This is a genomic window from Paenibacillus sp. cl123, assembly GCF_900101595.1.
Lineage (GTDB): Bacteria > Bacillota > Bacilli > Paenibacillales > NBRC-103111 > Paenibacillus_G.
This window is the reverse complement of the sequence record NZ_FMYY01000001.1, coordinates 512,418-532,361: the sequence shown is the minus strand read 5'-3', so window position 1 is coordinate 532,361 and position 19,944 is coordinate 512,418. Positions and strand designations below refer to the sequence as shown.

14 protein-coding genes are annotated in these 19,944 nt (G+C 55.9%); 3 read left to right on the top strand and 11 right to left on the bottom strand.

Features of this window, described 5'->3' with window-relative positions; all coding sequences use genetic code 11:
- Nucleotide 1: 1 nt before the first annotated feature.
- The 11 genes from BLR08_RS02290 to BLR08_RS02240 all read right to left on the bottom strand — a co-directional run bounded on the left by BLR08_RS02290 (nucleotide 2) and on the right by BLR08_RS02240 (nucleotide 15,471).
- A complete protein-coding gene (locus tag BLR08_RS02290) occupies nucleotides 2-1,936 on the bottom strand; it encodes a CehA/McbA family metallohydrolase (protein ID WP_072327999.1) in 1,935 nt (644 codons plus the stop codon).
- A gap of 27 nt (nucleotides 1,937-1,963) precedes the next feature.
- Nucleotides 1,964-2,860, bottom strand: a complete 897-nt coding sequence (locus BLR08_RS02285; RefSeq protein WP_072327998.1) for a carbohydrate ABC transporter permease — start codon at nucleotides 2,858-2,860, stop codon at nucleotides 1,964-1,966.
- 16 nt (nucleotides 2,861-2,876) lie between these two features.
- On the bottom strand, nucleotides 2,877-3,812 hold the full coding sequence (locus BLR08_RS02280) for an ABC transporter permease (RefSeq protein WP_072327997.1): 936 nt from the start codon (nucleotides 3,810-3,812) through the stop codon (nucleotides 2,877-2,879).
- A gap of 25 nt (nucleotides 3,813-3,837) precedes the next feature.
- The gene (locus BLR08_RS02275; protein ID WP_083536672.1) at nucleotides 3,838-5,487 is read right to left on the bottom strand and encodes an extracellular solute-binding protein; all 1,650 of its coding nucleotides are present in this window, start codon (nucleotides 5,485-5,487) and stop codon (nucleotides 3,838-3,840) included.
- 365 nt (nucleotides 5,488-5,852) lie between these two features.
- Nucleotides 5,853-6,611: a GntR family transcriptional regulator gene (locus BLR08_RS02270; protein ID WP_256257379.1), complete on the bottom strand. Its 759-nt coding sequence runs from the start codon at nucleotides 6,609-6,611 to the stop codon at nucleotides 5,853-5,855.
- Nucleotides 6,612-6,906: 295 nt separating this feature from the next.
- Nucleotides 6,907-7,665, bottom strand: coding sequence for a DeoR/GlpR family DNA-binding transcription regulator (locus tag BLR08_RS02265; RefSeq protein ID WP_072327996.1), 759 nt, complete (start codon nucleotides 7,663-7,665; stop codon nucleotides 6,907-6,909).
- Between the two features lie 112 nt (nucleotides 7,666-7,777).
- Nucleotides 7,778-9,268, bottom strand: a complete 1,491-nt coding sequence (locus tag BLR08_RS02260; RefSeq protein WP_072327995.1) for a rhamnulokinase — start codon at nucleotides 9,266-9,268, stop codon at nucleotides 7,778-7,780.
- A 4-nt stretch (nucleotides 9,269-9,272) separates the two neighbouring features.
- Nucleotides 9,273-10,535, bottom strand: a complete 1,263-nt coding sequence (gene rhaA, locus BLR08_RS02255; protein ID WP_072327994.1) for an L-rhamnose isomerase — start codon at nucleotides 10,533-10,535, stop codon at nucleotides 9,273-9,275.
- 25 nt (nucleotides 10,536-10,560) lie between these two features.
- Nucleotides 10,561-10,938: a sensory rhodopsin transducer gene (locus tag BLR08_RS02250; RefSeq protein ID WP_072327993.1), complete on the bottom strand. Its 378-nt coding sequence runs from the start codon at nucleotides 10,936-10,938 to the stop codon at nucleotides 10,561-10,563.
- A gap of 22 nt (nucleotides 10,939-10,960) precedes the next feature.
- A complete protein-coding gene (locus BLR08_RS02245) occupies nucleotides 10,961-13,030 on the bottom strand; it encodes a bifunctional aldolase/short-chain dehydrogenase (protein ID WP_072327992.1) in 2,070 nt (689 codons plus the stop codon).
- A gap of 815 nt (nucleotides 13,031-13,845) precedes the next feature.
- The gene (locus BLR08_RS02240; RefSeq protein ID WP_072327991.1) at nucleotides 13,846-15,471 is read right to left on the bottom strand and encodes an MDR family MFS transporter; all 1,626 of its coding nucleotides are present in this window, start codon (nucleotides 15,469-15,471) and stop codon (nucleotides 13,846-13,848) included.
- A gap of 592 nt (nucleotides 15,472-16,063) precedes the next feature.
- On the opposite strand from BLR08_RS02240, the gene BLR08_RS02235 reads away from it, so the two are divergent.
- The 3 genes from BLR08_RS02235 to BLR08_RS02225 are packed head-to-tail and all read left to right on the top strand — an operon-like array spanning nucleotide 16,064 to nucleotide 19,937.
- The gene (locus BLR08_RS02235) at nucleotides 16,064-17,638 is read left to right on the top strand and encodes a spore germination protein (protein ID WP_072327990.1); all 1,575 of its coding nucleotides are present in this window, start codon (nucleotides 16,064-16,066) and stop codon (nucleotides 17,636-17,638) included.
- On the top strand, nucleotides 17,635-18,735 hold the full coding sequence (locus BLR08_RS02230) for a GerAB/ArcD/ProY family transporter (RefSeq protein ID WP_072327989.1): 1,101 nt from the start codon (nucleotides 17,635-17,637) through the stop codon (nucleotides 18,733-18,735). The genes BLR08_RS02235 and BLR08_RS02230 overlap by 4 nt, the downstream gene beginning before the upstream one ends.
- A complete protein-coding gene (locus BLR08_RS02225; protein WP_072327988.1) occupies nucleotides 18,732-19,937 on the top strand; it encodes a Ger(x)C family spore germination protein in 1,206 nt (401 codons plus the stop codon). The genes BLR08_RS02230 and BLR08_RS02225 overlap by 4 nt, the downstream gene beginning before the upstream one ends.
- The last annotated feature ends 7 nt before the right edge of the window (nucleotides 19,938-19,944 follow it).

Here is a 19,944-nt window from a genome sequence, read left to right as displayed (position 1 = left end):
ATTATGCCTCTTCTATCCATATAGGAGCTGTTGCCGCAAATTCATCGTCATGCTGATACACTTTTACGAAATAATACCGGTCCTCGCACGGAAGCTCGACCTTCCACTCCAGTTCGGCGCCCTCATGCTCGAACGTATGCACAACCCTTCCCTGCTCGCCGATAATCTCCGCTTTGACGATTCGTCCGCCGGTCTCGGCTCCGTACAGCGCTTTGATGTCGAATTGAAGCGTATCGGTCCGGCGGATGCGCGAGCCCATGATGGCTCCGTTCACACGGAACCACACCTTCAAGTGCAGCGCCGAAGTAAAGTAAACGCGCTGATGCCGGACCGCATCGAAGAAATCCTCTCTCGTCAGCTTGTCGACCAGCACGGCGGTCCGCAGCGTATTTTCCGTCCCCCATTGTCCGTGATGATTGTCCTGATTGCCTGCGGGAGCGATATGCCAGCCTTTATCGAGTGCCAGCACATAATAATAAAGACCGCCAAGCTCGCTCGATTCCGCCGGCTTGATCTCAACCAAATGCAGCACCTCATCCAGCTCGGCGTCATATGGATCGAAGCCGTCCAGATGGCGGTTGCCGCAGGACCACGGATGATTCCATTGATGGATCGAATCGGGGTATTGCTTGACCGTATTATAGTAATGAGGAATATCGTTGAAGTCCGTCTCGTAGGTGTTGATGAAGCAATCCATGTTGTACGTATTCATATGGCCGAACTGGTTGTACCAGGTCGTCTCCGCGCCGAACAGCGCCAGAAACGCCCCGTCCTCGGTTTTCTTGTCGGCCATCCGCTGAATATCGGCCCACTTGCGGCTCCGATCCCAATCCAGGTAATGGTCGTACAGATTGCTATGCTCCGTGATGGCGAGGAAATCGAGTCCGGCCGTATAACGCGCGTAATCATACGCATATTCGGGAGTGCCGATCCCGTCCGAGAAGGCGGTATGACTGTGTAAATTGCCGAAGTAAATGCGGTATTCGCCATCTGCGGGAGCCGGCAGCGCCCGAGAACGCGGCTTCGGCGCAGGCAGGGGCGATTTGCGGACGGCGGCGATCCAGTGAATCATCAGGCTCTGCTCGGGCGCCGCTTCCTTGATGATCAGGTACACATCATGCATGCCGGTCAGCAGCGACCGGTCCGCATGCTCCAGCTTCCCGCCGAGAATGGACCAGCGCTTCCACTGCTTGAATAAGACGAGCTCCCCGATCTTCTCTCCCTGAAGACCGTCTACTCTGACCTCCAGCCTCACCTTCTTCTCCTTGTCAAGATTCGTGAATCCGAATTCGCCCCGCAGCTGATCGACGCCGGATTCCGTAAAGTCCAGCCCGCGGAAGGCCACATAACTTCCGGCCTCCCCGCTGACCAGCACCCGGTCGATGCGGCCGTTCTCCAGCTCATCGACTTCCTGCAAGGCAAACCCGCGCTGCTCATCGCAATCCGCTGCTCTGATCTTGCCGGATGCCGGATGGCGCGGAGGGGATGCCGGCTCGGCGGCCGGTTGTCCATAAGCCTCGAAGCGGCGGATAGCCGCCGTATCGCCGGAAGAGCTGTACGTGATCGTCACCTTGAGATAACGAGCCTCGATCGACAAGTCGTACCGCTTCCCGCCGGGCTGCGAAGGGGATTCCGCCGTTTTCTCGGCCACCGTCGTCCAGTTCAGATCATCCATGCTCGCCTCGATGAAGTACAGCGAATAATGCCCGCCTTCTCCCGATTCCGTCTCCAGACGGATCTGCTCGATCAGGCAAGCCTGATGCAGGTCCAGCTTCCACCACTGATAGTATGGCGCGCCCGCCCAGCTCGTATCTGGCCGTCCGTCGATGGCTTTGCCGGCTTCGAAGCCTTCAAGCTCGCTTTCCGCCGTAGCCGTTTTTCCTTCGCTGACGAGCGGCAGCTGTCTGACCTGTTCGTTGGAAATGTTCTCTGTCATTAGTTTCACCCATCCGTAAGTATAATGTTAGCCCTTAACGGCTCCTATCATGACGCCTTTGACAAAATGCCTCTGAACGAGCGGATACAGCAGCAGCATGGGAATACTCGACACCACGATGACGGCGTATTTCATCCCTTCCACCAGCAGCAGCTGCTCCACCAGGCTTTCGCCGTCGCCCCCGGCCATCGCATACATATTCTCCTGGATCAGGATGCTGCGGATCACGACCTGAAGCGGCAGCCGCCAATGATCATTCAAGTAAATCAGCGCTGTGAAATACGAGTTCCAGTGCGCGACGCCGTAATACATCGTCATAACCGCCAGGATCGGCATCGATAACGGAAGCACGATGCGCGTCAACGTTTTGATATTGCTGCAGCCGTCGATAAAGGCGGCCTCCTGCAGCTCATAAGGAATGGCGGTTTGAAAATACGTCCGCATGACAATCAGATTCCACACGCTGACTGCGCTCGGAATAATCATCACCCACAGGTTGTTGTAAAGCCCCAGCATATTTTTGAACACGAGATAGGTCGGAATCAGACCGCCGTTAAACAGCAGGGTGAAGGTAAAGATCAGGGCCAGGATATGACGTCCGCGCAAATCTTGACGGGACAGGGCATAAGCCCCCATCGTCGTCATGATCAAATTGATTGCCGTTCCCGCTACCAAATAAATCAGCGAGTTGCGGTAGCCCATCAGAATATCCGAATTCTCAAACACTTTGCGGTAAGCATCCAGCGTCATATCCTTCGGCAGCAGCCACAGCTCGCCCTTCACAATCGCCATCGGATCGCTCAGCGAAGCGCTCACGATATAGATCAGCGGATACAGCGTTCCCAGCATGATGACGGTCAGAATCGTGTAGATCGCTATGTCGTAGAGACGATCTCCTGCACTTGTACTTTTGGCATAATCCATTGCGCGGTTTCCTCCATTACCACAGACTCGTATCGCCAATTCGCTTGGCCGCCTGGTTTACGATCACGATGAGCACGAAATTGATGACCGAGTTAAACAATCCCACCGCCGAGGAGAAGCTGAACTGCGACCCGAGAAGCCCCATCTCATACACATAAGTGGAAATGACATTCGATGAAGTGATATTGAGCTCGTTTTGCATAAGAAAAATTTTCTCGAAGCCGATATCCATGATCGAACCGAACTGAAAGATCAGCATGATGGTGGCCGTCGGAATCAGGCAAGGGATCGCGATATGTAGGAGACGCTGCAGCTTGGTGGCCCCGTCGATCATCGCCGCTTCGTACAGATGCTTGTCGATGCCCGCGAGCACCGCGATATATAGGATGGAGCTGAAGCCCATGTTCTGCCAGACGCCCGAAAACACATAGATCGGCTTGAACATCCCCGGTTCGGTCATAAAGTAGATCGGCTCTTCACCGAACCATCGGATCACATTGTTGACCAGGCCCGTGGTCGGGGACAGAAACGCCATAACCATACCGACCAATACAACGGTGGACAAAAAATGCGGCATAAAGGTGATGGACTGCACCGTCTTCTTGAACCATTTGACCCGCACCTCGTTGACGAACAAGGCGAAGAGAATGGGAATCGGAAATCCGAAAATAATTTCGAGCAGGCTGATTCCGATCGTATTTTGGATCAGCGTCCAGAACTGATAGTTGCTGAAGAAGCGGATAAAGTGCTTAAACCCGACCCATTCGCTGCCCAGAAAACCTTTGGCTGCCGAGAAGTCCTTGAACGCAAGCTGAATGCCGTACATCGGCAAATATTTGATCAGCAGAAAATATAGGACAACCGGCAGTACAAGCAAGTATAAATCCCAGTTTTTGCGTATCGAGCGAGGCACCAAGCCTTTGCCGGCCGCCTTCTCCGTAGCTGCTGTCATGTCAAGTCAACACCCCTTAATCCGTCTACTTTCCCTGATAGCGGGCATAGGCCTTCTCATAGATGCCTTGCAGCCTTTGCAGACCCATCTTCTCGATCTGGGCCACGTATTTATCGAATTCGTTCAACGAAACCTTGCCTTGCACGAACTCGGCGGTGCGGCGATTGACGAGGCTGTTGATATCCGCTTCCAATGCCTGCTTCTCGTCGGCTTCATCCTTCGTGAAGCTGAACGGCGCCCACAGCTCCTTCGGCAAGAACGGCCGAAGCTTCTCTGCGGCGTCCTTGGCCGACGGCTGAGTTTCCCCGCCCTTGAAATAGTCCTCCAGCGTCAAAGTAGGCAGCGAGCCGCCCGCATAAGGAACATACTTGGAGACGACCTGATCGAAGGACGAGCCGGACGGGATATTGTTCACAATCTCCGGCTTAAAGTCGTAGCCGCCTTTCGCATCCTTCTCGTAGCTCACGCCTTCCTTGCCCAGGTACAGCATCCGGATGCCTTCCTCGCTGTAGAAATAATCGATCCAGCGCATCGTCTCCTCCGGATGTTTGTTGGACCGGCTGATCATAAATGCGCCTTTGGAAGCCAAGTGGCCCCGCGCGCTTGTAAACAGGCGTTCGCCGCTTGGGCCAGCAAGCGCTTTGTCCAGTCCCGCATAGTCGTTCGCATTCGTATTGGCTCTGGAGATGATGTTGCTGAAGGAGAAGCCGCCGACCTGATTTTGCCCATTTTTCGCCAGCACCTTCGTGCCGCTGTTCGTGAAGATTTCCTGATCCATCAGCTTCTCGGCATAAAGCTTGTTCAGGAAGACGAGCAGCTCTTTGTAGCTGTTGCTGATCGGGAAAAAGCGAAGCTTGCCGGTGGCGGGGTCGGTATCCCAGTTGCCGTTGCCTACGCCCTTGTTGCCCAGACCGTAAGCGCCCCGGAGCACGAGAATAATATCTTCGAGCGAGTCGGAGGTCAGCGGAATTTCGTCGGCCTGTCCGTTGCCGTTCGGATCGTTTTGACGGAATGCCTTCAGCACCTCGTACAGCTCGTCGATGGTCGACGGCATCGGCTTGCCCGTGCGTTTCAGCCAATCCTGATTCAAGAACAGCTTCTTCGTAATCTCGATGCTCGGAGAATCCGTCAAATTCGGCAAAGCGTAGATGCTGCCGTCCGCCGTGGCGATCCCTTTTTTCACATCCGGGTATTTCTCCATGATTTTCTTGAAGTTCGGCGCGTGCTGGTCGATCAGATCGTTCAGCTTCAGGAAGGAGCCCTCTGCGCCATACTTGTCGACATCGTTATCGGGCATCTTGGTTCTGTAGAACATATCCGGAAGCTGGTTGCTGGCGAGCGCGAGATTCCGTTTTTCCGTAATATCGGTGCTCGAATATTCCTGCCAGTCGATATGTATGCCCGTCATCTTCTCGTATTCCTGCCAGATGAGAATGTCATTCCAGTTCGGCGGCTGAGCCGGGCTGAGCAGCACCATCGCCGAGAGCGTGAGCGGCTTGTCGACGATCGGGAAACCTCCTGTCGTCTTTTTGCCCGCACTCTCCGAGCCTGTCGCTCCGGGAGCGGGACTGGCCGGTTCAGGCGCTGCCGGCTTGCCGTCGCTGCATGCGCCGAGCAGCGATGAAGCAAGCATCATGACAGGTACCGCAGTCAACATCATCTTTTTCTTTATCAATGTCAAGACCTCCTCGCGATTGAATTACCGATTGTCCCCAACATGAAATCGCATACAACTGAATTTAAAAACCTGTTGCCTGCTTCTTCCGGTAACCCCCCCCTTTGCCCCGGATCGACCCTATTCCTGCAAGCTGCGCCGGGTTAAAATGCCAATCACTGAAAATCCGTAAAGCTTGAACGCTGAGAAGTACTAATGCGGGGACGATTAGACGCGGGAAATCAGCAGAGTGGATATGCGTGAATATGGACTTGCGCACGTTCACGCCTCATCGGGCATGCAACCCGTCTGCTTCGGAATCCCAAGTTGCCGAAAGGCGGCCGGTCGGGAAGCGCCGGACTGAACATCCGTCGCCTCCCCGCCGCTTATGGCTGGGGTTCTTCGTATACCCCTTTCTTCCGCAGCGTTTGCTTGTACCTGTACTTGTACGTTTCGCTGCGGATGTAGATCTCGCAGTAAGCGATACGCCGGTTATGCGCCGTGGTGATCCTGGTCAGGTGCATGACGGCCGCATTTTTCTTCAGCTGCAGCCATTTCGCCACATCGGCCGGACAATTGATTGCCTGCGCCTCCACCTCCGCTTCGTCGGCCATCAGCCCCGAGAGGTTAAAAATCGTCGGATACAAGCCGTCCCTGTCCAATTGCTCCTCCGTGACGCCTTCCATCAGCGAAGCAGGGACGTACGCCCGCTCGCATTCAAACAGCTCCTCGTTAACGTATCGCAGCCGAATCAGCTCATACACGTTTTCTTCCGCAGATAGGCCCAGTGCTTGCTGCAGATGACCGCTCGCTTTCTCCAGCTTGAAGCTCAGAACTTTAAAATAAGACTGCAGGCCAACCTTCTCAATCACCTGCGACAAGCTGTAGGTGCTTGTAAACTCATGCTCGAACTTCGGAATTGCAACAAATGTACCTTTGCCCTGCTTGCGAACCAGATAGCCTTCCTGCACGAGATCCTTGAGCACTTCTCTGACCGTCATCCGGCTGACGCCGTACTCATCGCATAATTCCCGCTCGCTCGGAATCTGGGACCCCGGGGCCCAAATTTTGTTCGCCATATTCTCAAGCAGTTTACTTCGCAACTGGTATTGCAGGGTTACCGGCAACGTACCATCCAGCATCATAAGTCATCCATCTTTCCCTTTAATAAGATTGTTACTGCACCAAGCGTAAAGGATAAATCCACCAACTGGTTATAATAATATAGCCTGTTATAACAAGTGTCAACAATATTATTTTTTCGTTTTTTTCGAACGCGCCGTCTCTGCTCCATCGGTTCGGATTCGGACATTTGACAGGCTCCATACGGCAAAAAGCCCTCCCGGATCGGAACGAAGGACCATCCTTCGTTTCGAATCCAAGAGGGCTTCAGACGACCAAGCCTGCAAACCCGGCTCGGTCCCTTCTACAACGCTTCGCTTATACGACCGATACGCGCATCCCGCGGTCCTGCAGCCCGGCAACCGTTTGCTCGGAGACGCCGCGGTCGGTAATGATCGCATCCACGACGCCAAGCTCGGCTACATGCGTAAACGACCGCACGCCAAACTTGCTCGCGTCGGCCAGCAGGATGACCTGCTCGGCGATGCCGACCATCTTCTGCTTGACCAGCGCTTGCTGCTCATTGGACTCGCTGATGCCGCGCTCCAGGTGGACTCCCTTGCAGGACAAAAACAGCTTGTCGACATGGTAAGCGTCCAGCGAACGCTCGGCCAGCGGGCCGATGAACGACAACGAACGTTTGGCCAGCCGGCCGCCGGTGGAGATCACCTCGATCTTCTCCTTGCCGCTAAGCTCGCTGATCACCTTCACGGAATTGGTCAGAACCGTCAGCGGAATGTCAGGCAAGTAAGAAGCCATATACCAAGCGGTCGAGCTGGCATCCAGCAGTACACGATCATGAGGCTGAATCCACTGAATCGCCTCCTGGGCGATGCGCCGCTTCTCGTCGGCGTGCATGATCTCCCGTTCGAAATAAGGAATCTCCGCTTGAGTTTCCTTGACGCTGACAGCCCCTCCGTGAGAACGGCGCAGCCTCCCCGCCGCTTCCAGACGGTCCAGATCCCGCCGAATCGTCTCCTCCGTCACGCCGCACAGCTCGCTCAGCTCGGAGACGCGGATGCTGCCCCGTTCGTTGACCAGCTGGACAATCATCTCGTATCTTTCCGCTACCAGCATGCGCTTCCTCTCCCATCATTTCTCTGCAAGTCTGCAAATTCTGTAAGTTTGCAAGTTTGGTAAATTCATCGGCTTGCAGGCTCCCCGGCCTGCAGGCTTCGTTTATTTCAAGTTAGCCGGTTGCCTGACCGGCTAGCCCCGTTACCGTCTTGAACCGGCCGTAGGCATCCTCCCAGTCCAGGCTATCCTGCGGATCGTATGTCTTGACCGGGAACGATTCCCGGACTGCGCGGCGGGCCTCCCAAATATCGGCGAATATGCCTTGGGCCATCCATTGGACGACCAGGTTGCCGATCGCGCTGCCTTCGGCCGGTCCGGCCCAGACCGGCTTGCCGATCGCGTTCGCCGACCACTGGCAGAGCAGCTCGTTCTGAATACCGCCGCCGACCATGTGCAGCCCGCTGAACCGCTGTCCGGACAAGCTCTCCGTCATCTCCAGCACATAACGGTATTTTAACGCCAGACTTTCGAAAACACAACGGACAACCTCACCCGGCTGATCCGGCACCCGCTGGCCGGTCCGGCTGCAGTAGTCGCGGACGCGCACCCGCATATCGCCCGCCGCCATGAACAGCGGATCGTCAGGGTCGATCCAGGCCGAGAAGGCCGGCGCCTGACCGGCCAGCCGCACCAGCTCAGGGAATGAATAATCCAGTCCCTGGCGCTCCCACTCGCGCTTCAGCTCCTGCACGATCCACAGGCCCATGATGTTTTTCAACAGCCGGTAGGTGCCGCCGACGCCGCCTTCGTTGGTAAAGTTGTAGGCAAGCGCCTGCTCGCTCAGCACCGGCGCGTCGACCTCGGTCCCCATCAGCGACCAGGTGCCGCAGCTGAGGTAGGCGAACGAGCGCTCCAGCGCCGGCACCGCGGCAACCGCGGAGCCGGTGTCATGCTCCGCGACGGCGATGACCGGAATTGCGCCGACGCCGAGTTCCGCGCCGACCGAGCCGAGCAGCTCGCCTGCGGATGCCCCCGGCTGAGCTATCCGGCCGAACCACGAGGCCGGAATCCCAAGCCTCGCCAGCAGCTCGCGGTCCCAGTCGCCCTGCAGCGGGTTGTACAGCTGCGTCGTCGTCGCATTCGAAAACTCGTTCAGCTTCTCGCCGGTCAGGAAATAACGCAGCAAATCCGGGATCATCAGGAAGCTTTCCGCCTCGCGCAGCAGCGGCGAATCGGCCCGCTTCAGCGCAGCCAGCTGGAAGATCGTGTTGAACGGCAGGAACTGGATGCCCGTGCGGCCGAACAGCTCCGCCTTGCCGATAGCCTCGGCGAACACCCGCTCCATCGCGCCTTCCGTATGGAGGTCGCGGTAATGATACGGATTGCCGAGCAGCTCGCCGTTTTTACCCAGCAGGCCGAAGTCGACAGCCCACGAATCAATCGCCAGGCTCACCGGGCTCGCGCCGCGGTGCTTCGCCTTTAGCAGCCCCTGCTTGATCTCATGGTACAAGCGCAAAATATCCCAATGGAGCCGTCCTCCCACCTGCACCGGATCATTCGGAAAGCGGTGCAGCTCCTCCGTTTCAATCCTGCGGTCCGTCAGACGGCCAAGCAGCGCTCTGCCGCTGCTCGCTCCCAGATCATAGGCCAGTATTGTCGTCACGGGATCACCTTCCGCGCTTCAGCAGAACTTCCTGCTCGTAAGCTTTCACTTCGGCCAGCCACCGCTCGCGCACGGGCACGCCCTGCTTCTCGCAATAATAATCCCACACCGCGCCGAACGGATACGACTTGAATTCCTCGGTCAGCGCGAGACGGGTCGTATAATCGCCGCTCAGCTCCGCTTGCTTCAGCGCTTCCACGGGCTCCAGCAGCGCGCGCAGCAGCGCCTTGATCGTGTTGCGCATCCCGATGACCCAGGCGGCTACGCGGTTGATGCTCGCATCGAAGAAGTCGAGACCGATATGCGTTTTGCCCAGCAGATCGCCGCGCACCAGCTCCTTGCCGATCTCCAGCAGCTCGTCGTCCAGCACGACCACGTGATCGCTGTCCCAGCGCATCGGACGGCTGACATGCAGCAGGATGCCTTCGGCAAACAGGGCCAGGCTCGACAGCTTGTTCGAGATAACCTCCGTCGGGTGGAAATGTCCGGCGTCCAGACAGATCAGCTTGTTGTTCTGAAGGCCGTAGCCCATATAAAATTCATGCGAGCCGACGACATAAGCCTCCGAGCCGAGGCCGAACAGCTTGCTTTCAACCGCATCCAGATGATAAGCCGGATTCAGCTCCTCCGCGAAAATTTCGTCGAGCGATTCCTTCAGCCGTTTTCTCGGTGAGAGACGGTCCACGGGAACGTCCTTGAAGCCATCCGGAATCCAGACGTTGGTGACGCAGGTTTGGCCGAGCTGTTCGCCGAAGTACGCGCTGATTTTGCGCGAAGCCTTGCAGTGGTCGATCCAGAACTTGCGGATGCTCTCATCGTGATGGCTCAGCGTGAAGCCGTCGCTCGATTTCTCATGGGAGAACAGCGTCGGGTTGAAATCAAGACCGAGCCCCTGCTCCTTGGCCCATTGCACCCAATTTTCAAAATGCTTCGGCTCCAATTGGTCGAGATCGACCTTCTCGTTCGTATCCGCATAGATCGCATGCAGGTTGACCTTATGCTTGCCCGGGATCAAAGAGAACGCTTTCTCCAGATCGGCGCGCAGCTCGTCGGGCGTTCTGGCGGCGCCCGGGTAGTTCCCCGTCACCGAGATGCCCCCGGTCAGGTCCTGATCCCGGAACAGGAAGCCTTTGACATCGTCCCCTTGCCAGCAATGCATGGAAATCTTGATCTTCGCGAGCTGCTCCAGCGCCTGGTCAACATCGATGCCGTGCTTGGCGTACAGCTCCTTGGCTTCGTTATAGCTTCTTTCGATACTTGAAGACATATCGGGATTCCCCTTCACCTGTATATTAATTGACCGGATAAGCTACGACCGACATCAGCGCATTCTCGGCCTGCGTCGAGTCCAGACGGCTGTACTGCACGATGATCGGGATATTGCTTCGCACCTCAATAGCGTAAGGAACGCCGACCGGAATCGGCGTCCCTTCCTTGAGCAATGAAGAAGTGCGAATATGCTTCGTACGGCGGGCTTCGACGGTATAAGGGATATCCTCCATAGGCTCACGATCCTCGAAGAAAATGGTGAATGCCAGCTGCGCATCCTCGGATGCCGTGTTCAGCACGCAGACCGACTCGTGGCTCGTCAGCTCGCCGGAGCTTTTCTCCGGAATATACGCGTCCGGGATGACCCAGTATGTCGCGCCTCTTGCTTCGTATTTCGCCATATTCGTGTCCCTCCCCCGGAAATTAGCGCGTAAATGCCGCAGGTACGCCGCCATCGATCGTCAGCATGCAGCCCGTCGTTTTCTCCGACTTGGAGGAAGCGAAGAAGGCGATGCCTTCGGCGATATCGCGCGGGAAAATGTTCACAAGCAGCGTCGTCCGCTTGCGGTAATACTCCTCCAGCTGATCCGGCTCGATGCCGTATGCGGCGGCGCGTTCGTTGCGCCAGTTGGAGTTCCAGATGGCGGAGCCTTGCAGAATCGCATCAGGCAATACGGTGTTGACGCGAATGCCGAACTCCCCGCCCTCAGCCGCGATGCAGCGGGCCAGATGGGCTTCCAGCGCTTTGGCCGCGCTGTAGGCGGAGGCGTTTTTGCCGGCATAAACGGAGTTCTTGGAGCCGATAAATACCATGTTCCCGCCGATGGCCTGCTCCTTCATGACCTTGAACGCTTCGCGGGCTACGAGGAAATAGCCTGTGCCGAGCACGTTGATGTTCAGGTTCCATTCCTTCAGACTCGTCTCATCGAACGGGCTGGAGGTCGCAAGTCCCGCGTTGTTGACGATAATGTCCACACCGCCGTAAGCAATAGCCGTCTCGGCATAAGCGGCGACGACCGCTTCTTCGCTTGTCACATCCATTTTAACCGCAATGGCGCGGTTGTCTCCATACTTCGCATTCAGCTCGTCCGCAACCTTCTGCGCGCCCTCCAGGTTGAGGTCGGCCAGCACGACATGCGCGCCTTCGGAGACGAGACGGCGTGCCGTTTCGCTGCCGATGCCGCCCGCGCCGCCGGTGATAAAGGCAACCTTGCGGGAGAATTCGGCTTCGGCCGGAGCAAGCGTCAGCTTGTAAAGCTCGAGCGGCCAGTACTCGACGTTGTACGACTCGTTTTCGCTCAGGGAGACGAAGCTGCCGAGCGCCGTTGCGCCGCGCATAACCGCGACCGCGCGATGGTACAGTGCGCCGCTGACCTGGGACATCGCCCAGCTTTTGCCCGTATTGATCATCCCTACGCCCGGGATCAGGATCACGCGCGGCGCCGCTTCGAACATAACGTCGCCTTCGTTTTTGTTCCGGTCGAAGTAAGCTTTGTACTGCTCTTTATAAGCCGCGATGCCTTCCTTCAGCTTCGCCTTCAGGCCGTCGATATCCTCGGCGTTCGGCTCCCAGTCGATGAAGAGCGGAACAACCTTCGTGTGGACCAGATGATCCGGGCAGGCTGCGCCAACTTGGGACAGCTTCGGCGAATCTTGGCCGTTCACGAACGCAAGCACATCGTCTGCATCGTCAAAGGACAGGATCATTTTCTTGGCGTCGCTCACGGCGCCGCGCACTGTCGGCATAACAGCTGCAGCCACCTTGCGGCGGTCTTCGGCGGAGAGCGCTTCGTACTTAGCGCCGCCGAACAGCTTCGCTTCGTTGACGCGCGCTTCGATGAACGCTTCCGCTTCGTTGATGATTTTGATCGTTTGCGCATAGCAGGCTTCGGACGTCTCGCCCCAAGTAACCAGACCGTGCTTCTCCATCAGCACCAGCTCGGCGTTCGGATTGGACAGCACGCCTTCGGCGATCATCTTGGACAACGTAAAGCCGGGACGCACATAAGGCACCCATACGAAGCGGTCGCCGAAAATTTCCTTCGCCAGCTCGCGGCCGTTATCTGCGCAGCACAAGCTGATGATCGCATCCGGATGCGTGTGATCGACATGCTTGAACGGCAGAAAAGCATGCAGCAAAGTCTCGATAGAAGCGCGCGGATGCTTGGCGTCGATCATGCAGTGAGCCAGGTAGCCGACCATTTCTTCGTCGGACATCTCCGGACGCTCGAACAGCGGGCGGATATCTTCCATTCGGAGTCCCGTAAAGTTGCCGGCTTTCATCGTAGCCAGATCGGAGCCGCTGCCTTTGACGAACATCACTTCAACGTCGCGGCCGCGGAAATCCTTCACCGTCGTCTTGCTGGATGTATTGCCGCCGCCCCAGTTGCAAACCCGGCGGTCCGAGCCGATGATGTTGGAGCGGTAGACGAGCTCGTCCAGTCCGCCTTGAAGCTGCGATGCCTTCTCGTTCTCCCACAAACTTTGTACCATGATAAACCTCCGATTTTATGTTTGAATTATTTTGTTTTTGCTTATTTCGAGTTTATCATGTTTGTTTGTTTTTGCATAGAAGAAAAAACTCCAGGACCGGAGTTCTTTCAAGGGAGTACATTTGTGTTTGGAGGGTAGTTTTTGTTGTGAAGAGCAAAGGTTCACTGCGCTTTATCGCTTTAGGGAAGTCAAACGGCCTTATACGGCGCAGTATAAATTTAGTGTTGCTTAGCTGATCACCGCATCGCTAACGTATGGTCATTGGATTGAAGGCTTGAGGCTAGCGATTCGCAATAGAGACATTTGGAGCTACATTCACCGCCGATTGCTCACTCGCGGGTGATTTAAGACCGCCCACGGGCTTAAAAGCACGAATCGCAGACGCGTTACCTGCTCCAAGTACCGCGGGCCGGCTTGGAGGTAAACCTACTGCGTTCCATGGGTTGAAACATCCGCGTATTAAGGCCACCGTCAAACTTATGTAACGGAATAACCCACGGACTTGAACATACGCGCCCCGTGGGCTTGCCTGGAAGTTCGGTAAAGTAAGTGCCCGTGAGCCGATTGGGAGCCGAAACAGCGAGCGGCACTCGAATCAGTCGCAAACCGCGTGTTTATTCACCCGATTCTAGAGAGGCGGCGGATGGGGGAAAATATACGATTTGCTATCGCAGACGCCTAGCTTAGCTTAGATCGCCATCCTTCTGAGTTGAATCGGCCGTTACAGCAGCGACTCGCCTCCATAGCCCTCCCAACGCCAAAAAATCCCCTGTGCCGGTCAGTCGGCAAGGGGATTTCGAACTTATTTATTTAGCTTAAACTTGGGACGTCGATGTTGCCAGCTTGCCGTCTTCCTTGGACTTCTCCGGCTCATCGTTCATTTTATTGGAGGTGCGCAGAGGGATTTCCTTCAGGAAGAAGGTCAGCACCATAGCGACAACCAGCAAAGCCGCGCCTGCGAGAAACACCGTGGTCAGCGATGAGCTGAGCGCGTCGCGCAGCATATCGATCATCTTGGCCAGCACCGGCTGAATTTCGGCGGGCAATGTCCGCTGCAGCTCAGCAAGCCTAGGCTGATCCAGCAGCATCTCCGGATTCTGGAACGCCGCCAGCTTGGAAGCGACCGCCGGGTCCAGCTTGCTGATGTCCACCCCGCCGCCAGAAGCCAGGGTTGCCTTCAAATTGCTCACGAGCCGAGAGGACATGATAGTTCCCATGACGGCAATCCCGATCGTCCCGCCGAGGTTACGGAACAGCTGGGAGGAAGCTGTAGCTACCCCTAGCTCCGATGGCTTGGCGGCGTTTTGCACCGTCAGGGAGAATACCGGCATCCCGAGACCAAGGCCGAAGCCAAAGATCAGCATGCTCAGCACGGCCATCCACACGCTGTTCATATAAGCCATCATGACCATACTCAGCACCATGACCGGCATCCCGATCAGCGCGTAACGCTTGTATTTGCCGGTCTTCGTAATCAGTCGTCCGGTTACCGCGCTCACGACAACCATACTGAGCGACATTGGCATCGTGACATAGCCCGAATACGTCGGAGCAATGCCAAGCACGCCCTGAACGAAGAAGGACAGGTAAATCAAGGCCCCCATCATGCCGGCGTTCATCAGAAAGCCGATGACGTTGGAGATCGTAATGATGCCATTGCGGAATAGCGACAAGGGAAGAACAGGACTCTTCGCCTTGGACTCAACCCAGATAAAGATGATCAGACTGACCAGCGCCGCCCCGAACAAGCCGAGAATTTGCTGAGAACCCCAGTCATATTTGGTGCCGGCCCAGGAGAATCCGAGCAGCAGCGGCACGATGGTCAACGTCAGGAACAACGAGCCTGCGTAGTCGATTTTCTCCGACGCTCTGCGCTCCACCTTCGGGAACAGGATCATGATCAGGACGAAAGCGATGATCCCGATCGGCAGGAAAATCCAGAACACCCATTTCCAGCTCATATGATCGACAATCCAGCCGCCAAGCGTCGGACCGAGTACGCTGGAGAAGCCGAAGACGGCCATCATGACTCCCGTCCATTTGCCGCGCTCGCGCGGAGGAAAAAGGTCTCCGACTGCCGTAAACGCACAGGACATAATAATCCCCGCACCTACCCCTTGAATCCCCCGGTACGTAATCAGGTCAAAAATATCCCGGGCAAATCCGCTTAAAAACGCCCCGATAATAAAAAATACAATACCCGCTAAAATAAACGGCTTGCGTCCATAAATGTCAGACAATTTACCGACAAGCACGGTCGCGATCGTCGAGGTCAGCATATAAATCGTAATGACCCACGTATAATAGTCCATTCCGCCCAGAATCGCGATAATGCGAGGCATCGCCGTGCTGACGATCGTCTGATTGATCGCAGCGAAGAACATAGCCGCGATAATGGCGATCATAATCGTCAGCTTTCGCTTATGTGATAAATGCTCCACTTCTATCTACTCCTGTCTCCTATGTGTTGGTGTTGAGAATTCTCTTCATAAGATAATATTTCAACAGTAAACAATTAAACTATACAAGAATATATGCCGTTCGTCAATTATTATGATGGGGTTATTCATTCAATAATAAACAGGAAAAGGACTCCTTACGGAGTCCTCCAGGCGGTGAAATTGGTTTTGGTCTTCTGCGATTATACCTTTTTGAATCTCGGGTAATCCAACATTGACGATGCAGTACGGGTACTACGGTACGTCTCTGCGGCACATCCCCTCGCTTCGCTCAGGATTCGATCACAACTGCCTCAGCCTCGGTATTGCTCGTTAGAACGCCCAACGGAACTACACCTCTCTCGTTCACCGCCTAACTGTATTATGGCTCGGCTCCAGCCTCTCTATACCCTCCGGGCTAAAAATAATGTCGGGCTTGCCTCAGCCTCCCCCAGAGAAGCCCCTTCATTACCGTGATTTACGGACCAAATACGCTTTTCGACACTCTTATCATAGAACGAGGCAGGCGGCTTCTGCATATTTACGTTCAGATGAACCATACTAATCGAATCCTAGAAAATGTTGGTGATGGACTATGCAGCCTAGCGGCTCCTCTTTCCCTCGCGATACTGCCGGCCATGGTCATGGAAAGGCTGGAGAAATTCCTCTATCCGCCGACCTGTCTGCAACGCTCTCCGCCATCAGTCGGCAGATGGGCCACAGCGCAGACCTGAATATTCGTCCGCTCCAGCTGACCGGCGGCAAGCAGGCGGCGCTTGTATTTGTGGAGGGTCTGATCGACAAGCAATCGCTGCAGGATACTATGCTTCGCTCTCTGATTGACGATTCTTTGAAAAATGGGCATTCGGCTGCGGATCAATCGTCCGATCTGAACCAGGCGGCCCATTCGTTCACCGGAGCGGGAAATATCCGTCCGGTATCGACTATGCAAAGTCTGCTGGGAGAAATGATGGCAGGCTGCGCCATCCTGCTGGTCGACGGGGATGCATCGGGAATTGCGGTCGATATCGAAGGAGGAGCGGCACGTTCCGTAGACGAGCCGCAGACGCAAGCCGTCATCCGCGGACCGCGGGATGGCATGACGGAGAGCTTGGGGGCCAATATTTCCTTGGTTCGCAAGCGAGTGAGGACGCCTCAGCTCTGGATCAAGGAGCATACCATCGGCCAGTACACGCATACCAAGGTTGCGGTTATGTATATCAACGGCATCGCGGACGAGGCCGTTGTCCGTGAAGTGAATGAGCGGCTCGGTGCCATTCAAACCGACGGCATCTTAGAGAGCGGATATATCGAGGAATATATTCAGGACCGGACCTGGACTCCTTTTCCTACCATTATGAATACGGAACGCCCTGATGCCGTCGCCGGCGCGCTGCTGGAAGGCCAGGTCGCGATAGTGACCGACGGCACTCCGTTTACGTTGCTGGTGCCGGTTACCTTCGAGAAATTTTTCCAATCCAGCGAGGATTATTACCAGCGCTTTGACCTGGCTTCGTTTCTGCGCCTGCTGCGCTTCGTCTCCTTCTGGGTATCCATGCTGCTGCCGTCCCTGTATGTCGCGATCACGACTTTTCATCAAGAGATGCTGCCAAGTACGCTGCTCATCAGTCTCGCCGCCCAGCGGGAGGGCATCCCTTTCCCGGCGTTTGTCGAGGCGCTGCTGATGGAGATTACCTTCGAGGTGCTGCGGGAAGCGGGCGTGCGAATGCCCAAGCTGATCGGTCCCGCCATCTCGATCGTCGGGGCGCTTGTGCTCGGACAGGCAGCGGTTCAGGCCGGCCTGGTGTCGGCGGCCATGGTCATCGTCGTGTCGTTCACCGCGATCTCCAACTTCGTCACCCCAGCGATCAATATGGCGACCGCTTCCCGGCTCATTCGCTTTTTCTTCATGATGCTTGCCGCCTCCCTCGGCTTGTTCGGCATCACGGCGGGGTTTGTGTTTCTGCTGCTGCATATGGTCGGGCTGCGCTCCTTCGGCGTGCCTTACCTGTCCTCCGTGGCCCCGTTTATCGGGTCCGACTGGAAGGACTTGTTCATTCGGGCTCCCCACTGGTGGATGCGGCTCCGTCCCAAATCCATCCCCAATCTTAACCATGTCCGCGAAGCGACGCGCAAAAAGGAAGGAAAGGACGGCGATACTTCTTCATGAAGGCTCAACCCGAGTTTTTGAATTCATATCAGGCGGCGACTCTTATGGTTGTAGGCATCGTCCCTACAGCTATCCTGACGGTGCCTACGAGCGTCATTCGCTACGCCGGGCATTCCGCCTGGATCTCCATGCTGCTTTCCACGCTCCTGACAGTGCTGGTCGCTCTGCTGGTGTCCGGCCTTATCCGCTTCTACAACGGCAAAAGCTTGTTCGAGCTGCTCAGGCAGCAGGTCGGCGCTTGGGCCGCCGCGGCAGCCGGACTGCTGCTGGCCCTTTACTATTGGATCAGCATGATCGACATTCTTCATCAATTCACCGATTTCGTCCGCGAGAAGCTGCTTAGCCGTACGCCCAATATGATCATCTGTATGGTCATCCTGGCAGTTGCGATTTATGCCGTCGATCAAGGCTTGACGGTACTTGCCAACACCTCAAGCGTCCTTATCGTCGGCAGCGGCGTCACGATGTGCCTCAGCACGGTGCTGTTTTTCAATCTGATGCAGCCGGGATGGGTCCTTCCCTTGACGGGCGTGCCCGCCATTCGGATCATACAAGGCAGCTTCGGACCGATCAGCTGGCTATCGGAGATCTCATTCCTCCTGCTGATCGCACACCGTCTCAAGCCGCCTGTCAAAACGCTCGGACTCACTGTCGGCGTCTCGCTTATCACGGGCTTTACCTTGCTATGGGTCATTCTAGGCACCATCATGATACTGGGTCCCGATATCCCCAAGCTGCTCAATTACGCTTCGTTCAGCGTGTTCGGGGTCGTCGAGATCGGCGAATTCGTCCAGCGCATCGATATTATTTTCGTTGCTATCTGGATGAGTACGATGTTTATGAAGCTGGCCGTCTATGTATACGGCTGCATCTACTGCCTGCGGGAGACGCTGAAGCTGACTCGGCAACGAGCTATTTACTTTCCGCTGTCCGTCTTAACATGCGAGCATTCGACGCAAACCTGGATTATGGGAGCGTCCTTCCGGCATTTCACTACATACAACCTGTATTCGTATGTAGGTAATATCTTGATTCCCGCCCTGCTCGTCCTCGTGTTATGGCTGACAAGACATCGGAAGGCGGACTCCGCCTTATGAGCCGGCGGCTTTTCCTGCCTTTGCTGTCATTAGCTCTTACGCTTGGGCTGAGCGGCTGCTGGAACAGCGTGGAGCTTAACCAGTTCGCCATTATTTCCGGCACGGGCGTCGGCTATAAGGATAACCAATATGAAATCAGTTATCAGATCGTTATCCCACAGGCTATCTCAAGCTCTTCGGGCACCGGGGGCTCTTCCGTCTCGCCTATCAACGTATTCAGCTCGCTGGGCTCTACGCCGATCGAGGCCGTGCAGCGGGCCAGTCTGGAGTTTCCGCGAACCCTGTTTTTCGCTCACAACCGTGTTGTCGTCGTCAGCGAACAGGCAGCCAGGCAGGGCTTGACCAACATTATCGATCTGTACCTGCGCAATCAGGAGAACCGGGAAACGGTGTCCATCTTCATTACCCGGGATAATCCCAAAAACGTGCTCAAGGTGCTGCTTCCGTTGGAGAAAATTCAAGGCTCCGGCGTCCTGAAGATGACGACTGTCGCAGAGGAGCAAACCTCCCGGGTTCGCAGAACCCGCGTATATGCGGCCGCTATGACGATCGCAAGCCGGTCGGCAAGCGCCGTCATTCCGGAGATTGTCATCACTGGCGGCATTCCAGCCCAACAAACCACTGGCGCCTGGGATAAATCTAGCAGCTCAGCTACTTTGAAATTTGGCACCAATGCCGTCTTCCGCTACGACAAACTGGTCGGATGGCTGAATGCGCAAGAAAGCATAGGCGTGAACCTGGTCAAAAATGAGATGAAAAGCACGACTTTGACTTTCGCCTGCCCTCGCGACAGCAACTCCCTCTACAGTATTCGGGTGTCGGATGTCAAATCTCAGCTTCACACCGCACGCCAAGGCGACCGGGCTGTGGTAACCGCAGACGCCCAGCTGAAGGTAGTGTTGATCGAGGCGGACTGTAACGGTCAACTGGCCTCTCCGGAGCAGCTGAAGCAAGCGCAGCGATCCATCGAAAAAGCCATCACCGGGTATATGGAGGAAGCCTGGCAAGCGTCCGTTCGGCTGAAGTCGGATATTTTGGGCATATCCGATCTGATCTATCGGAAGCAGCATGGCATCTGGCGAAGCTGGGAAAATGAGAAGGAGCTGCCATGGACGCAAGTTGACTTTCGGCCGACCGCTTCGGTCACGATTGAGCGGACAGGCATGAGCAACGATTCGTTCCGCACGCTGCTCGGCAAATAAGGGAGGG

Coding starts and splice junctions, on each gene's coding strand:
- BLR08_RS02290 (WP_072327999.1), bottom strand. CDS start 1,936: ATGACAGAGAACATTTCCAACGAACAGGTCAGACAGCTGCCGCTCGTC.
- BLR08_RS02285 (WP_072327998.1), bottom strand. CDS start 2,860: ATGGATTATGCCAAAAGTACAAGTGCAGGAGATCGTCTCTACGACATA.
- BLR08_RS02280 (WP_072327997.1), bottom strand. CDS start 3,812: ATGACAGCAGCTACGGAGAAGGCGGCCGGCAAAGGCTTGGTGCCTCGC.
- BLR08_RS02270 (WP_256257379.1), bottom strand. CDS start 6,611: ATGATGCTGGATGGTACGTTGCCGGTAACCCTGCAATACCAGTTGCGA.
- BLR08_RS02265 (WP_072327996.1), bottom strand. CDS start 7,665: ATGCTGGTAGCGGAAAGATACGAGATGATTGTCCAGCTGGTCAACGAA.
- rhaA (WP_072327994.1), bottom strand. CDS start 10,535: ATGTCTTCAAGTATCGAAAGAAGCTATAACGAAGCCAAGGAGCTGTAC.
- BLR08_RS02250 (WP_072327993.1), bottom strand. CDS start 10,938: ATGGCGAAATACGAAGCAAGAGGCGCGACATACTGGGTCATCCCGGAC.
- BLR08_RS02245 (WP_072327992.1), bottom strand. CDS start 13,030: ATGGTACAAAGTTTGTGGGAGAACGAGAAGGCATCGCAGCTTCAAGGC.
- BLR08_RS02235 (WP_072327990.1), top strand. CDS start 16,064: ATGCAGCCTAGCGGCTCCTCTTTCCCTCGCGATACTGCCGGCCATGGT.
- BLR08_RS02230 (WP_072327989.1), top strand. CDS start 17,635: ATGAAGGCTCAACCCGAGTTTTTGAATTCATATCAGGCGGCGACTCTT.
- BLR08_RS02225 (WP_072327988.1), top strand. CDS start 18,732: ATGAGCCGGCGGCTTTTCCTGCCTTTGCTGTCATTAGCTCTTACGCTT.